We start from the raw sequence: 15,980 nt of genomic DNA on the forward strand, positions 1-15,980 counted from the left end.
GGCTGTGCGTGAGTGCTGCCTAACCTGCGATGTTGTCGCTTGGCTCGCCCGCCTTTGAGGATTTGTCGTTGTCGGCGATCTCCACATGGTCGGGCGAACCGCTTTTACGCACTTCGATGGTCTCAATCCGACGTCCGTCGACCTTCGTGACAATCATGTCATAGCCGTCATCAGAGTGCAGAATATCGCCCACAGCGCCCATCTTGCCGGTGTGCGCGAGAAAATACCCGGCGACCGTCTCATACGGCCCATCTTCGAGCTCGATACCGGTCAAATCTGCGAAATCCTCGATGGTCATGCCGCCGTCGATCGTCGCCACACCATTGACGAAAGCCGTATCTGGAGCAGTTTTACCGTCCTTGGTTTCCGGCAGATCATACTCGTCATGGATATCGCCGACCAGTTCCTCGGTCATATCCTCGAGGGTCACAATGCCGTCCGTGCCGCCGTATTCGTCGATGACCACGGCAAGGTGAATGCCGCGTTTGCGCAGTAGTTCAAGGCTGGGCAGCAACTTCGACGTGCCCGGCAGGGAGATGCCTTCGCGTGTGATATCCGCCACGGTTTTCGCATGGGGGTCGCGCACATCCAGCAGGTCGCGCACATGCACGAAGCCAAGGACGTCATCGAAATCCTTGCCGGTGACCGGATACCGGGAATACGGCATTTCGCGCACGTATGCGGCGGCATCCTCAATGGTCATGTCGCCTTCGAGGAAGATGACATCGGCGCGCGGTCGCATCACTTCGGCCACAATCGTTTCAGACGCGTCGAATACGTCGTCCAGAATGGTGCGTTCATCCTTGCCGAGTCGCGTATTCGTGTTGACCAGCACACGCAGCTCCTCGTCGGAAACCTCGCTCTCCGTCTCGTTCGGATCGAAGCCGAGAAGACGGACCAAACCATTGGTGTTCTTGCCGATAAGCCAGTTGATCGGTTTGCAGATGGTCGCGAACACGTCGATTGCAGGCACCACCGCGCGTGCGATTTGTTCGGTGCGCTGCATGGCGATACGTTTCGGCACCATTTCCGAGATGACGATTGAGCAGTAGGAGATGATAAGCGTCAACACGATGGTGGTCAGCGGTGCGGCGATATGCTGCGGAACACCCCAGCCGACCACAACAGGCACGATCATTGGAGATATTGCCGATTCGCCGAAGGACGCCGAGAGGAATCCAGACAGGGTGACGCCGAGCTGCACCGTGGACAGGAAGGTGTTGGGGTCGCGTGCGATTCGTGCGACACGCGCCCCACGGGCATCCTCCTGCTCCATCTGATCAAGCTGCGACCCGCGCAGACTCACTAAAGCCAGCTCGGTGCCTGAAAACACCGATCCGAGCACGAGAAATACGAAGATCAGCAGGACATTCAACCACAGTGACGACATGGCTTCCACTCTAGAAGAAGCGTCGGTCAAGCGGCGATCCTGCCGTGCGAGACTGTGAGACGCTGGCGAGTGGGAACGCCGTGGCAATCCAGATGGTCGGCGTGGAGCTTTCGTCCGAAATTACGGGGTGGGGTCGCTAGAAGCTCAACACTTCCACCAGGCCGGAATCCATGCAGTAGCGTGCCCCGACAAGCATCAGGCGCTCATCCGCCAGAGCTTGCTGAATCGGTTGCGAACGATCGACCAGTTCCTCGATGGTATGGGCGATATGCACGCGTTCGATATCCTCGTGATTGCGCAATTGCGCCTCATATGCCTGAAGGACGGACGGGCCGACTGACCGCACAATCGGGGAAGGCGCTTCGGCGACCAGATGTTCCAAGGATTCTTCCAGTTGATCTTGCGCGCTTTCTGCGGCTTGCGCGTCATTCATCGTTTCGATTTCATCGATGATGGATGCCAGCGATTGCGCGGTTTCGAGCGAATCATCGCCATGCCTCACACGCGTCGCCAGCGCTCCAAGCTGCGTTTCCGCGGCCTGGATGGCACCGCAGTGCTGATGCCCGAGAATGACCAGCAGACTGATATGCAGCTTGTCAACAGCGTATTCGAGCGAGGCAAGCACACTATCATCGATGATCTGCCCCGCTGTCCGAACCGTGAACATATCGCCGAGACCGGCATCGAAGATAATCTCCGGCGGCACCCGGGAGTCCGAACAAGACAGCACAGCCGCATCGGGACGCTGAGAATCAAGCAATGATTCACGGGTTTCACGATCCTGCCAGGCGTGTGTCATCTTGCCTTGAGCGAAACGCCGGTTACCGGCGAGCAGACGGCTCCACGTCGAAGTTGCGGTCGGTTCGTGCTGGACGTCATCATTGTGTGTCTGGTCTGCCATGGAATCTCCTGCCTGTGATGTGCGTTGCCATCGTATCGCGGATTTGGCTATGCCGTGGGCTGAGCAGATTCAACGCGTCCAAACTGTGTGCATCCGGCGGGATGACGGCAACCGGCAACCGCTCCACCGGTTACGGTGGCGAGACTCTTGCCATCATCGGCTTGAAAATACGACAGTATCGCTGTGCAGCGCATGGATGTCAAGCACGACACAGTGTGATGATTGCCACAGCAGAAATCCGAGTTTTTCCATCGGTCATGGTCTAGCATGGGAGCCACGCGGGGCCGGAACCTCCGGGCCCGTACACAGGCGGGCCGTGCGCAAAGCCCGTCAGCATCGAACAACGAGACGACGAGGTGCACCATGACACTACTGCAACATGAACTGACCGACTTCACTGTCCAGGCGTTCCAGGACAACGATTTCCACGAAGTGACCAAGGCTGACGTGCTCGGCCACTGGTCCCTGTTCTTCTTCTATCCGGCTGATTTCACCTTCGTCTGCCCGACCGAGCTTGAAGACCTCGCGGACCACTACGAAGAGTTCAAGAAGATCGGCTGCGAAATCTACTCCGTCTCCCACGACACGCATTTCGTGCACAAGGCGTGGCATGACGCGAACGAGAAAATCGCTAAAATCCAATATCCGATGCTCGCTGACCCGACCGCACTGCTCGCACGCGACCTTGACACCTACAACGAGGAGCTCGGCCAGGCCGAACGCGGCGACTTCATCATCAACCCGGAAGGCAAGGTCGTCGCTTACGAGGTGATTTCCTCCAACGTGGGACGCAACGCCGAAGAACTGCTGCGCCGCGTGCAGGCATCCCAGTTCGTCTACGAGCACGGCGATCAAGTGTGCCCCGCCAAGTGGGAGCCGGGCGAGGCTACCATCGCGCCGTCGCTTGACCTTGTCGGCCAGCTGTGACATCCGGCCGATCAGCTGAAAATCCCTACCCCGGGTGCCGTCGCCGGTCGCGCCATTGCAACCAGTCAGGTTTGTGGCTGCGCCAGGCGGCGGCACCCGTCATATGAACCCGTAATCGGTACGATACGAGGAGCTGACAATGCAACAGCAAGATGATTTGTATGATGTCGTGGTCATCGGTGGCGGCCCTGCCGGTCTGACCGCAGGCCTGTATTTGGCGCGTGCACGATATCGCGTTCTGATACTGGAAAAGGCGGATTTCGGCGGGCAGATCACCATCACATCCGAAGTGGTGAACTATCCGGGTGTCGAACGCACTGACGGCCGAAAACTCACTGCGACCATGCGCAAGCAGGCGCAGAATTTCGGAGCGGAATTCAAAGTCGCCGAAGCAACAGGGTTGGACGTGGACGGTGACATCAAAGTCGTCCACACCAATCGTGGGGATATCCGCTGTTTCGGCATCCTTATCGCGACCGGCGCTTCACCGCGCAAAATCGGTTTTACCGGCGAACAAGAGTATGCCGGGCGTGGCGTGGCGTATTGTGCCACGTGCGACGGTGAATTCTTCAATGGCCGTGAGGTCATCGTGGTCGGTGGCGGGTTCGCGGCGGCAGAAGAATCCGTATTCCTGACAAAATACGCCAGCAAAGTCACCATCCTCGTGCGTGAAGGCGATTTCACCTGTGACGCTGCTGTCGCAGCCGAAGCCAAGAACCATCCCAAGATCGAAGTGCGGTACCATACGCAGCTCGAAGGGGTCGCCGCCGGTTCTGGCGGGCTGACCGAGGCGACACTGCGCGATACGCAAACCGGCGAAACCACCGTATGGAAGCCTGCGGATGGTGGGACATTCGGCGTGTTCGTGTTCGCCGGCTATGTGCCGCAGACCGAGCTGGTTCGCGGTGTTGTTGAGCTTGACGACCACGGATATGTGGTCACGCACGGCTACTTGGAGACCTCGGTTCCTGGCGTGTACGCGGCAGGCGATCTGCGGGTCAAGAACTTGCGCCAAGTGGTCACGGCGACTGCCGATGGCGCGATTGCCGCGGTTGAGCTGGAACGCTATGCGAAGCAGCTGAGTGAGAAGACCGGACTGGTGCCGCCGCGCCCGACGACATCCGCATACGAGCAGCAGGAGGAGAAGGCCGCGAAGGCCGCCAGCGCGTCGGGAACATCTCCGGCTCCGGCTCCGGCGCCACAGCGTGCCGGCGGTGCTTCTTCCGCATCGGGCGCCGGTAATCATGCGTTCTTCGACGATGCGATCCGTCAACAGCTTGCGGTCGTATTCTCGCGGATGGCGCGTCCGCTCGTGTTGAAGCTCGAGCTTGATGATTCGCCGCTGTCCAAAGAATTGCAAGCGTTCATCGGTGAAATGGTGGCGTTGAGCGGCGGCAAGCTGAGTACCGTGGTCGATACGGCTTCGGCTGATGCTGGTGAGACGTCACTCGATGACTCCCTGCCGGATGCGCGGCCGAACGTGCGGTTGTGCACGGTCGGAGCGAACGGCGAGCCGCAGGAAACCGGTATCGCCTTCCATGGTGTTCCGAGCGGGCATGAGTTCAACTCCTTCGTCCTTGCTTTGTACAATGTGGCTGGTCCTGGGCAGGCGCTTGATCAAGACACCGCTGAGCGGATTGCTTCCATCAGCACGCCGGTTGACGTCATGCTGCTGGTTTCGCTCACCTGCACGATGTGCCCGGAAACCGTGCTCGCGACCCAGCGGATCGCTGCGGCGAACCCGAATGTGCGGGCGGAAGCATACGATATCGCGCATTTCCCTGAGCTGAAGGACAAGTTCAATGTGATGAGCGTGCCATGCATGGTCATCACTCGGCATGGTGCCGGTGCTGATGCTGATGCCGCGGGTTCGCCGACCATCGAGTTCGGCAAGAAGTCGGTGCCGCAGATGCTTGATCTGCTGGGAGCCTGATTTCTTTCGTGCAGATGTTGGGTTGGCATCGCACCCATCTGAATCGCGGGCGTATAGGAAAAAACGTGGTGCTAATGATGCGGTCGAGCCTTTGCAGGAGTAAGTGTGTCGCGAGGTGATTAATCATTCGCTTATTAATCCCCGCCTATCGGGGATGTCGTGCCGCCCGTCGTCGTTGCATATATCGCATTAGGACGAAATCAAGAAAAGCACGCAGGTGCCCTGTCTGCGGCACGCCGATGAAGAAGAACGGACGCACCGGCCGTGCAGGACGAACCCAAAACCGGGAGCAACTACGACAACGGCATCCAGTCGTACAACAGGGACGACCCCGCCGTCGAGACTGGATTCCACATCCGCAAAGGACACGTCGGATAGCCAAAAACGAAGTCTAAAGCACCACGTTTTTTCCTATACGCCGAATCGCGCCCGTCGTGTGGGTATCATCCCATACGACGGGCGCGATTGTTTAGCGAGCGGCGGTCGGTTTTCGATGGTGATGGCGGGACTTTTGTCGATGATTGCGCTGCGGCGGATAATCTCCCGGGAGATTATCTGTGAGAGCCGGATTCGGTGATAATCCGCCAAGAAAAACGTTGGAATGACGGAGCACCCCTCATCAGCCCGATGGGAGATTATGAGCCGAATCGCACATCGCGTGAGAAATCCCATATCGATGCCGGGGAATAGACGGTATCCGATGATGTGCTAGGGCGCTTGTGCGGCTGCGGGCAAAACTGCGACGGATCTGGCGTGTTGCGTATGTCGTCGTATGCGTGACATGGTTTTGATGGTTGTTGGCGCTGCTTGATCAGGGTTTTTGGAGGGTGTTGTGTATGCCGTCACAATCGCAACACGGTTGTTGTGGTTGTCAGCGCTGCTTGGTCAGGGTTTCTGAAGTGTTGTGTATGTCGTTGGATGCGAATCGTGCAGCAGACGGAATCCAGACCATGCAGCCGACCATCACGCGCCAATCGCGCTCGACCATCGCCGACCAATCGCCGCCAATCGTCCCCAGTCACGCGCCAGTCACGCGCCAGTCGCCCGCCAGCCACACGCAAAAGCACCGAATACGCGAGAAGGTCCCGCACCCCACAGGGTACGAGACCTTCTCGTTTGCACTGGTCGGAAATCGGAATCAGCCCGTGTTCTGCAGGCCTGCAGCGACACCCGAAACGGTGCACAGAATCAGGTAGATGAACTCTGCCTGTTGGCTTTGGCTGAGTTCTTCCTTGTCCACCTTGCGACGCAGCGAACGCAGCGCCAGCACCTGGGTGACGGACAGGGCGTCCACGTACGGGGAACGCACCCTGATGGCCTGACCAAGCACGTGACGGTGCTGAAGCGGCCAAGCGTCGCCGACAATGCGCAGCACCCACTTGCGGGTCAGACGCATCTCGTCGAGCACCTTGTCGCGCAGATCATCGCGATCGCCGAGTGCCAGATACATCTTGGCGATACGCTCATCGGTCTTTGCAATCGACATTTCGATATTGTCGATGAAGGTGGAGAACAGCGGCCATTCCTCATACGCCTTGCGCAGGGTATCGAGGTCGCCGAACTTCTCGCACGCTGTGCCCAGGCCGTACCATGCGGCGAGGTTGATGCGCGCCTGCGACCATGCGAACACCCACGGGATGGTGCGCAAATCGTCCAGCGACTTGGCGCCCAGGCCGCGCTTGGCAGGACGGGAGCCGATAGGCAGCAGACCGACCTCGGCAAGCGGGGTGACGGTCGAGAACCATTCGGCGAAGTCCGGCGTGTGCAGCAGATCGAGGAAGCGCTCGTGCGAGGTCTCGTTGAGCTCATCAGCCATCGACTTGTACTTCGCGGTCATCTCCGTGTTGATCTTGTCGATGCTCGGAGCGGACTGCAGAAGCGTTGCCGCGGCGACAGACTCGATGTGGCGGATGCCGAGCACCGGGTTGCCATAGCGGGCGAAGATGACCTCGCCCTGTTCAGTGAGCTTGAAACGGCAATTGACCGAGCCGGCAGGTTGCGCGAGCACCGCACGGTTCGCCGGGCCGCCGCCACGACCGACAGCGCCGCCACGACCGTGGAACAGCGTCAGATCGATATCGTGTTCCTTGGCCCACTTGGCGATACGGCCTTCGGTCTCATGCAGCGCGAGGATGGATGTGGTCGGGCCGGCGTCCTTGGAGGAATCCGAGTAGCCGAGCATGACCTCCATCTTGCCGCCGGTGGCTTTCAGGCGTGCCTGCACCTCCGGGATCTTGATGATCTCGTCGAGCACGTCCACCGAGTTCTCCAGATCCTCAAGCTGTTCGAACAGCGGGATCACGTCGATGGTCGGCACGTCCTCCGGATGGGCGAAGGCGAGACGGTTGAGCTCGTACACGTCACGCACGTTTTGCGCGGACTTCGTGAAGGAGATGATGTAGCGGCGGGCGGCCTTGATGCCGTTGCGCTTCTGGATGGAACCCAGCGCGCGGAAGGTGTCGAGCACCTCATGGGTCATCGGCTGCAATTCGCCGCGTTCGCCGTGCAAACCATGCTCGCGGATGTCCTCGAGCGCGCGCGAATGCACGACTGAATGCTGGCGGAACTCCATCTCCACCATGTGGAATCCGAAGGTTTGCGCCTGCCAGATGAGATCCTGCAGCGGGCCATAGGCTGCACGCGGGTCGCCTGCGGCGGCGAGGGAACGTTGCACGACCTGCAGATCCGCGATGAAATCGTCGCAGGACTTGTACATGAGGTCGGCGTCACGCTCGATCGTGTAATGCAGACGATCGGCCATCACCAGCATCACGGCGCGGTGCAATTCCTTGGTGGAAATCAGCGCCGCCTTGGATGTGAGCCGTTCGCTCATTTCCTTCTGGTGGTTCCACAGGTTCTTCAATTCGGCGCTCGGCGGCGTGGTTCCCGCTTCCATGGTGAGGTTGCGGCCGACAGTGCGGCAGGCTTCCTCAAGGGCGGCAATCACGTGATCGCTGAACTTGCGTGCGACCTGACGGCTGACCTTCGCGGTGACGTTCGGGTTGCCATCGCGATCGGAACCGATCCAGCTGCCTGGATGGAAGAACGCGGGGCATACCGGCGGGACAAGCCCGGCCTTGTCGCCGAGAATCCAATCGTCGAAACGACGATAGACGAGCGGAATCGTCTCGAACAGCGTGTTGTCGAAGATATCGAGGATGGTGTCGGCTTCCTCGACAGGCGTCGGCTTCTTCAACGCGATCGGCGAGGTGCGGAACAGCGCGTCGATCTCGTTGTACAGGCGACGGTAGTTTTCCTTCTTGTCGGAGCCGCCGAGCAGCTTGTTGGTTTCAAGCAGCTGGGCGATACGACGAATCTTGCCTTCGACTGCCTTGCGGCGGGCTTCGGTCGGGTGCGCGGTGAACACAGGGTGGAACTCGAGCTTGTTGAGGAGTTCCTTCGCTTTTGCCGGGCCCATCTCGACGATGAGCTTGTGATAGGCGTTGGTCATCTCGTTGACCGGATCGACGGCTTCATTCCCGACGACTGCGGCTTCGCGCTTGTGCAGCACGGATACGCGGTAGTTCTCTTCGCACAGGTTCGCCAGATGGAAGTAAGTGGTGAACGCGCGGGCGAGCAGTTGTGCATCGTGCAGATTCATCGCGTCGATGGTTTCGACTGCCTTGTCCAGTTCACGCTGTCCTTCGCTCGGATCTGAGTGAACGTTGGTGAAATGCTCGGCACTGGCGTCGGCCACGTATTGGCGGACGGTATCGAATGTCTCGAGCAGTTTGGGATCGAATTCGCCGAGCACTTCGCGCACGATCTGCAGACACAGATCCATGTCGTGCTTCAGCGAATCAGGGAGAGCACGCTCTTCCGGGCCTTTGGTGCCCGTGCCGGACGTCACGATAGCGGCGTCGGCTGGCGTGATTTGCTGATTTTCTGTTGTCATTGAACCTCCTTTTCCAAACCTTCGGTTGTTCGGTCTGCCGGTCTTCCGTGGCTCCTCCACGGTTGTGGTGCCGGCCGTTGCGAACCCAAAGCCGTCGGTTCAGCGGTTGCAGTGGCATTATACGGCCGCGTATTCGACGGTTATGTTACATGTCCGAAATCTGTCCGCGATTTGACCATATGGTGGACATGACACTGGATCGGCGGTTTTTCGCGCAATCGCTCCCCAATTCCATCGCGCGAGACCGTGCCTGCAATGCAAGCGAACGGGTACGGCTTGCGATAGTAATGGAACCGTGACTTCACAACAGCCTTCACAACAGCAAGGAAATCCACAAACTGGACTGCGGGACAACGCGCAGACAAGCGGTATCGAAAACGCCGCGGCTGCGGTGAGGAAATACCATACGCACTCCATTCCGCTTGATATGGAAGATATTGAGCGAGACTGGGACAAGCCGATCACAGAAGCGGGAATCGCGGCGAAAGCCAGCGTCATTGTGCGTGTCGGCATGCTGGATTTGGGGGCGGGCACCGGAAGTTTCCGCGTTCGTGAGATGATGCATCGCATTGCATACCCCTTGGGCGTGCACGTGCGTGCAGACGTGAATCTTACCGATATCGAGGCCGCTTGCACGGACGGGCATGATCGAATCACCGAAGTGGTGGATCTGCCCACTACCGGTGTCAATACTGAGCGAATCTGGCTGCTTGAGCATTTCGCCGACTGGTTCAATGTGAATCTCGGCAGCGGATCAATGTACCACAGCCGCACTGAAGTTTCCGAAGGGCTGATGCAGCATCTCGACCAGCGCGACGCATCCCAGGTGTCCGCCGATCTGTCCAAACAGCTGCGCAAAGAACGCAAGGAAAACAAGAGTCGGCACGACATGTGGGATCAGGCTGCCGAAGCCGATGACGATCCCGTGCTTGACGCGCTCGAACAAGCCGAACGGGCCCGTTCCGGCAGCGAGCATGCTCAGACGGCGGCACCGCTGGATATGCGCGACATCAATCGTGCGGAACATGAACACAACAGCCAGGAAGAGCGCAAGGCCGAATACCGCGCCGAATACTGCGCCGAACGCGAGCACAACGCGCCGTCTCGCCGTGAGCGTTGCGATGAAGTCCGGGAACGTCGTATCGCCCGTCGTCTCGAACGCACCCAGCATCCACCGAAAGGCGAGTACGCAAGCCATTTCGACCATGTCGGCCAACGTCCGGAACACCGGCGTGGGGTTACCGTACGTCAGGCGCACGAGCGGCTTGACATGATTGAGCATCGCAAACCCTTGTATTCTCCGGCGTTCGCAGGGCTCGCCTCGGCGTGCGCGTGCGCGGCCTTCGTGTTTCTGCTCGGCGGCGGTCCCTACGACATGATCGGTGCGTTCGTAGGTGCCGGTCTCGGCCATTGGCTGCGCCGGCGGCTGTTCGTCCACCATCTCAATCAATTCTTCGTAACTTTCGTGTGTGTGAGCGTGGCGGCGCTGGCTTGCACGGGCATGTTGCGTCTGATCGGCCTGTTTGACCCTGTCGCCTTGCAGCATGACACGGCGTATATCGGGGCGATGCTGTTCGTCATTCCTGGATTCCCGATGATTACGGGCGGGCTGGATATGGCGAAAATCGACTTCCCTTCCGGCATTCAACGGGTGGCGTATGTGCTGTGCATCGTGCTGATCGCCACACTCGCCGGCTGGATGGTCGCGTCGATCGTGCATCTCAATCCTCAGGGATTCGAGCCGTTGGGTCTCAACCCGGTGGTCAACTGCCTGCTGCGCATGGTGTTCGCGTTCATTGGTGTGTGGGGCTTCTCGGTGATGTTCAACTCGCCGCAACGCATGTGCTTGGTCGCCGCCGTCATCGGCATGATCACCGACACTTTGCGTCTCGAAATCGTGGATATGGGTGTGCCTGCCGAGGCTGGGGCGTTCATCGGCGCGCTGCTTGCAGGTCTGCTCGCCTCCGCGTGGAGGTCTTCGGTTCGGCGTGGACTGCTGCCGCCGCACTTGGGATATCCGCGCATCTGCATGACTGTGCCGTCCATTGTGATCATGGTGCCCGGTATGTATATGTATCGCGCGATGTTCTATCTCGGGGCTTTCGACACGTTACACGCGCTGGATTGGGCGTTCCGCGCGTTCATGGTGATTATCTGCCTGCCGATTGGACTGGTGATGGCGCGTGTGCTCACCGATAAAAGCTGGCGGTATGACGTGTGAGGCGTGTTCGCGTTGAGCTCTCAGTCTCGCGATGCTGTGATTCCGATGTCGTGATTTCTCGGACACGACGCCCCGAAAACGGAGATGTCTTGCCGACGGCCTGCTTCTGCCGACGCTGAGGAGTTCCTAAGCGTCGGCAGAAGGTTATTGGTCTGCTTCTACCGACACTGAGACGTCCCTCAGCATCGGTAGAAGGTGTGATGCACGGTTTGCGATCTACAGGAGCGCCGGTGCCGGAACATGTGTTGACCTATACGACTCCACGACAATCTCCTGCATCACCCAAAAAGAACCCCGGCGGTGGGTGCCGCCGGGGAGGAGAGAAAGGAGAGAGAAGAAGAAAAGGGTTGAATTATCGGGAACTCATGTTCCTGATCAGTTGTTTGCTGACATGTTCTATTAGAGTCCACGATGCTGTGTGCGTCTCGAAGTTTTCCTGAAAGTATTCTGCCAATACCGTGTCGAAATCGTGCTGATGCTGGTGCGGCCGAGCGAGATCGGATCCAGACGGCTGGGCAGGCTTGTATAAGCGTCGCAATCGTACCGAAGCGGACGCAATCCGTGATGGCCGCGCCGCCGCGTACACTGACATACAGTGAATGAACGGCCACGCCTACACGTGATGACCGTGATGAGAGCATCAATTGTCAAGGAGAATCTTATGCTGCTGTCCGACCGTGACATCCTCGCCGCGCAGGCCGACGGTCATATCTCGCTCGACCCGTGGACGCCCGAGATGGTGCAGCCCGCTTCCATCGACGTGCGTCTGGACCGTTTCTTCCGCCTGTTCAACAATCACGCATACACCTACGTAGATCCGGCGGAAAACCAAGGGGCGCTGACCGAGCAGTTCGAGGTTCAGCCTGATGAGCCATGGATTCTTCATCCGGGCGAGTTTGCACTCGCCTCCACTTGGGAGTACGTGAAGCTTGACCCGACCATCGCAGCCCGTTTGGAAGGGAAAAGCTCGCTCGGCCGCTTGGGCATCCTGACCCATTCCACGGCCGGCTTCATCGATCCCGGCTTTGAAGGGCATATCACGCTTGAACTGTCGAACGTGAGCACGCTTCCGGTCAAACTGTGGCCGGGCATGAAAATCGGTCAGATGTGCTTCTTCCAGTTGAGCTCCCCCGCGGAACATCCATACGGATCCAAAGGCACGGGCTCGCATTATCAGGGACAGCGCGGACCGACCCCATCGCGCTCGTATATCAATTTCTACCGCGCGAAGGTTGACGACTGAGCACGTGCGCCGATTGGTTTCGGTCGGCGTACATGGTGTCGTGTTACGGTAACCGTCTCGAATCTAGGTACCGTTGCTTACTTCCGTGTATCAACCGTCGTATCAACCGTCGTACTTCCAAGCCTCGTGTGCCGTTGCGCCGTGGCGGTGTTGTGGCTCCCGCCATTCAATCGACGGCCACATCATACAGGTATGTGTCCGGATGGCGGCGCATCCGCAGCGTACAGTCGTGCATATGCCACTCCGGCATGGTAGACACAGCGCTATGCGGTTGGCACGCTCGCGGCATGCCTGTGACATTCCTGTGACGTGCCTACGGCTCGTGTCGTTTTGCGCGCGGCACCGCGCGGCCGTGTGACATGTCGGCAATGCGCATGACATGATACTTGCTTACTGCAGCACTACAGCTAGAGCTCAGGTACGTGCATGCCCCTCACACCCCAAGCGATACCTAAACGATACCCAAGGAGAATTTGCATGATTTATGATTTCACTTCGCTGATGGAACGGCACGGCAAGGACGCTCTCGCTATCGATGGTCTGGGGTCTCAGCCCGGATTTACTCCAGACCCGCCAAAACCTGGCTTCGATGTCATTCCGATGTGGATTGCCGACATGAACTTTCCCACAGTTCCCACCATCCCGCAGGCGATTATCGAGCGTGCGAAGCACCCGGCTTTCGGCTATTTCCAGATGAGCGACGCATATTTCGACGCGATTGCCGGCTGGCAGCGCGACCGCAATGGCGTCACCGACATTCCGCGTGAGGCGATTGGATATGAGAACGGCGTGCTCGGCGGCCTGATGTCCGCGGTCGCGGCGTTTGCGGCTCCGGGTGACAAGATTCTGCTGCACAGCCCCACCTACGTGGGATTCACCATGGCTCTGGACAATGCGGGATACGCCATTGAGCACAGTCCGCTCAGGCTTGATGAGCATGGCGTGTGGCGTATGGATTTCGACGATATGGATCGCCGTCTCAAGGAGCATCACATCCATGTGGCGGTGTTCTGCAGTCCGCACAATCCTTGCGGCCGCGTATGGGAGCGTTGGGAGATCGAAGAGGCGATGGAGGTGTTCCGTCGGAACGACTGCATCGTCATCTCCGATGAAATCTGGTCGGATATCGTGCTTGATGGTCATCGGCATATCCCTACGCAGGCGGTCAGTGAGGATGCGAAGCGACGCACGGTCGCCCTGTATGCGCCCTGCAAGACCTTCAACGTGTCCGGCCTCGTCGGTGGATATCACATCATCTATGATGGGTATCTGCGTGACCGGGTCGAGGCGCAGGCGTCGAAATCGCACTACAACGAGGCGAATGTGCTGGCCATGCACACGTTGATCGGCGCCTACACGCAAGAGGGACGGCAATGGCTTGATGAGTTGCTTGTCGTGTTGACGCGCAACGTGGGGCTGATGTTCGACTATCTGTCGTCGGTTGACGGTGTGGAGGTCGCCCGGCCGGAAGGCACGTACATGCTGTATGTGGATTGCTCGCGTTGGTGTCGGGAGCATGGCGTGACCATCGGACAGCTTGAGAAGCGCGGTTGGGATGTGGGTGTCGCATGGCAGGATGGCGTGATGTTCGGCATGCCTGACACCATTCGGATGAATGTGGCGCTGCCGGAAATCCGTGTGCGTGAGGCGATCCGACGACTGCGCGAATACGTGTTCTGAGATGCGTGTGCGTGTACGTGTGTGTACCGTGTTCGGGATGGTTCGAATCTTCTGATGTCTGACGTTTGCCGTCTGGCATCTGCCGTCTGACCGCTGACGTCAGGTGCGGCCGTGCGCTGCCTGCGTTCGCTGTCGGCGGCATATCGCCGGTCTTGTTGCGGCTAGCATGGAAGACATGGCAGATGTGAAGATGATGGGGCCGAACGAGTTGCGGGAGTACGCGAAGCGCGGTCAACGTGAGCATGATGAGGTGAACAAGGAGCTTGAACGTCGTTGGCATTCGTATGACGGATTTCTGCCGGATGCACCGTTCAAGTCGATTCTTGACAGCAACGACGACGAGTGAGCGATTGATTGGTCGGTCGGTTGATTGATTGATGGCCGACCGACCTATTCGTCTGCCGTGCGACAATCCTGTCGCAGCACAAGCAGATACCTCGGTCGGCACACCGCAGTACGTACCGGGTGTCCGGGCTCGCTAGGTTTGCGGGCATGTCGGACACGCCGGGCATGTCGGACGCACCGAGCACACCCGACATGCCCGATGCGCTGATATGCGAGACATGTCAGACCTCATCGGCATTGCGAATCCGGGCAAAGCCCCGGAGCATCAATCGTGGGCCAGTTCGTCCGCATCCGCATAGAACGCGAAAATCTGCTGAAGATACGGTCCGAGAATCTCATTCGGCATGCTGAAGATTTCATGCAATGCGTCGGGAACACGCACGAGCTTCGCATTCCCCCCGGCATTGTTCACCCAGTGGATGAACCGGTTTTGCGCTTCGTTCAGCACCCATTGGTCGCGCCCCGCCTGGAACAGGAGCAGCGGAGTATCAATATTCGCGCACGACTGTGGCTTCTGTACGGCGTGCGACAGTTTGAGCGATTGACGCACCCATTCGAATGTCGCTGCATACGTCTGATTATGCACGTCGCCGATTCGTTGCTGCTGATACCAGCGTACTCGCGATTCACACGCCCCCGGATAGTCGTTCATATTCAATTCGGGAGTGAACTCGCTTTGTCCGAACACGATATGCTTGCCCAAGCCGAAGGTGCACATCAGGCTCGCGGCAAGGTACGCAATCCAATTCGGCATTCCCGTCTGTGGGGCGATCATCGGGCTGGACAGCACGGCACGGTCGAAGGTGTCCGGATACGTTTCAAGCAATGCGGCGCCGATACCGCCGCCCATCGAATGGCTGTACAGGAACAGCGGCCGTCCTCCCGCGTATTCCCGGCCCACTTCAAAGGCGAATTTGTTGAGATCGGCGACATATCGATGCCAATCGTCAATCCAAACAAGGGACGGATTGTCAATGTCTCGTACAGAACGGCCATGTCCGCGGTGTTCCAAGAAGCACACGGAATATCCGGCAAGGAGGAAATACCAGATCATTTCACTGTATTTGGTCGCGAATTCAGTAAAACCGTGCGAAATGACGATTGCACCATTGAACATCGCCGTGGCGCCTTCGACGTTGAGCTTGTCGAAGGCTTTGGCGTCGTAGCAGACGTAATGGAGTTTGCCTTCTTTCGCCGGCTTGCCGAGCCTAGGCGCTTGTGCGGGATCCATCCACCCCTCGGTGCTGCACTGCTTCAATGCGGGCATGACTACGGTATCCATCTGCGCCTGATAATGGCTCTCGTCAATTAGCGGAATGGTCATGGCATCTACTGTAGTCGAACCGGCGATACCGGCATATTGGCCAAATCGATGCCGAATGACCAATACGCCGGTATGCCGGCTGTATGTCGGGTTGTTCGCTGGCAGGTTGCCCGATGTGCGC

The 15,980-nt window shown here is 58.7% G+C and carries 10 protein-coding genes; 6 read left to right on the forward strand and 4 right to left on the reverse strand.

The window, feature by feature from the left end; all coding sequences use genetic code 11:
- Positions 1-19: 19 nt before the first annotated feature.
- Together DSM100238_RS05030 and DSM100238_RS05035 are read right to left on the reverse strand one after the other, a co-directional pair.
- Entirely contained in the window at positions 20-1,390 is a 1,371-nt protein-coding gene (locus DSM100238_RS05030) for a hemolysin family protein (protein ID WP_152355634.1), read from the reverse strand.
- A 136-nt stretch (positions 1,391-1,526) separates the two neighbouring features.
- Positions 1,527-2,291: a carbonic anhydrase gene (locus DSM100238_RS05035; protein ID WP_152355595.1), complete on the reverse strand. Its 765-nt coding sequence runs from the start codon at positions 2,289-2,291 to the stop codon at positions 1,527-1,529.
- Positions 2,292-2,654: 363 nt separating this feature from the next.
- On the opposite strand from DSM100238_RS05035, the gene ahpC reads away from it, so the two are divergent.
- Positions 2,655-3,218 (forward strand): alkyl hydroperoxide reductase subunit C, encoded by a 564-nt coding sequence (ahpC, locus tag DSM100238_RS05040; RefSeq protein WP_152355596.1) that lies wholly within the window; start codon positions 2,655-2,657, stop codon positions 3,216-3,218.
- Between the two features lie 139 nt (positions 3,219-3,357).
- Entirely contained in the window at positions 3,358-5,151 is a 1,794-nt protein-coding gene (locus DSM100238_RS05045; RefSeq protein WP_152355597.1) for an FAD-dependent oxidoreductase, read from the forward strand.
- Between the two features lie 1,138 nt (positions 5,152-6,289).
- On the opposite strand, the gene DSM100238_RS05050 is transcribed toward DSM100238_RS05045, so the two are convergent.
- The gene (locus DSM100238_RS05050; protein WP_152355598.1) at positions 6,290-9,046 is read right to left on the reverse strand and encodes a phosphoenolpyruvate carboxylase; all 2,757 of its coding nucleotides are present in this window, start codon (positions 9,044-9,046) and stop codon (positions 6,290-6,292) included.
- A 427-nt stretch (positions 9,047-9,473) separates the two neighbouring features.
- Here DSM100238_RS05050 and DSM100238_RS05055 point away from each other — a divergent pair, with 427 nt between their 5' ends.
- The 4 genes from DSM100238_RS05055 (at position 9,474) to DSM100238_RS05070 (ending at position 14,536) form a co-directional block, all read left to right on the forward strand.
- Entirely contained in the window at positions 9,474-11,267 is a 1,794-nt protein-coding gene (locus DSM100238_RS05055; RefSeq protein WP_240812359.1) for a threonine/serine exporter family protein, read from the forward strand.
- 661 nt (positions 11,268-11,928) lie between these two features.
- Positions 11,929-12,510: a dCTP deaminase gene (gene dcd / locus DSM100238_RS05060; protein ID WP_015449560.1), complete on the forward strand. Its 582-nt coding sequence runs from the start codon at positions 11,929-11,931 to the stop codon at positions 12,508-12,510.
- A gap of 477 nt (positions 12,511-12,987) precedes the next feature.
- Positions 12,988-14,190 (forward strand): MalY/PatB family protein, encoded by a 1,203-nt coding sequence (locus DSM100238_RS05065; protein ID WP_152355599.1) that lies wholly within the window; start codon positions 12,988-12,990, stop codon positions 14,188-14,190.
- Between the two features lie 175 nt (positions 14,191-14,365).
- Entirely contained in the window at positions 14,366-14,536 is a 171-nt protein-coding gene (locus tag DSM100238_RS05070; RefSeq protein WP_240812356.1) for a hypothetical protein, read from the forward strand.
- Positions 14,537-14,800: 264 nt separating this feature from the next.
- On the opposite strand, the gene DSM100238_RS05075 is transcribed toward DSM100238_RS05070, so the two are convergent.
- Positions 14,801-15,859, reverse strand: a complete 1,059-nt coding sequence (locus tag DSM100238_RS05075; RefSeq protein ID WP_152355601.1) for an alpha/beta fold hydrolase — start codon at positions 15,857-15,859, stop codon at positions 14,801-14,803.
- Positions 15,860-15,980 lie beyond the last annotated feature (121 nt).

This window comes from Bifidobacterium apri (assembly GCF_009299485.1).
GTDB lineage: Bacteria > Actinomycetota > Actinomycetes > Actinomycetales > Bifidobacteriaceae > Bifidobacterium > Bifidobacterium apri.

Bases quoted from the DNA above. Each gene is read 5' to 3' on its own strand.
- DSM100238_RS05075 (WP_152355601.1), bottom strand. From the start codon at position 15,859: ATGACCATTCCGCTAATTGACGAGAGCCATTATCAGGCGCAGATGGAT.
- DSM100238_RS05045 (WP_152355597.1), top strand. From the start codon at position 3,358: ATGCAACAGCAAGATGATTTGTATGATGTCGTGGTCATCGGTGGCGGC.
- ahpC (WP_152355596.1), top strand. From the start codon at position 2,655: ATGACACTACTGCAACATGAACTGACCGACTTCACTGTCCAGGCGTTC.
- DSM100238_RS05070 (WP_240812356.1), top strand. From the start codon at position 14,366: ATGGCAGATGTGAAGATGATGGGGCCGAACGAGTTGCGGGAGTACGCG.
- DSM100238_RS05050 (WP_152355598.1), bottom strand. From the start codon at position 9,046: ATGACAACAGAAAATCAGCAAATCACGCCAGCCGACGCCGCTATCGTG.
- dcd (WP_015449560.1), top strand. From the start codon at position 11,929: ATGCTGCTGTCCGACCGTGACATCCTCGCCGCGCAGGCCGACGGTCAT.
- DSM100238_RS05055 (WP_240812359.1), top strand. From the start codon at position 9,474: ATGGAAGATATTGAGCGAGACTGGGACAAGCCGATCACAGAAGCGGGA.
- DSM100238_RS05035 (WP_152355595.1), bottom strand. From the start codon at position 2,291: ATGGCAGACCAGACACACAATGATGACGTCCAGCACGAACCGACCGCA.
- DSM100238_RS05065 (WP_152355599.1), top strand. From the start codon at position 12,988: ATGATTTATGATTTCACTTCGCTGATGGAACGGCACGGCAAGGACGCT.
- DSM100238_RS05030 (WP_152355634.1), bottom strand. From the start codon at position 1,390: ATGTCGTCACTGTGGTTGAATGTCCTGCTGATCTTCGTATTTCTCGTG.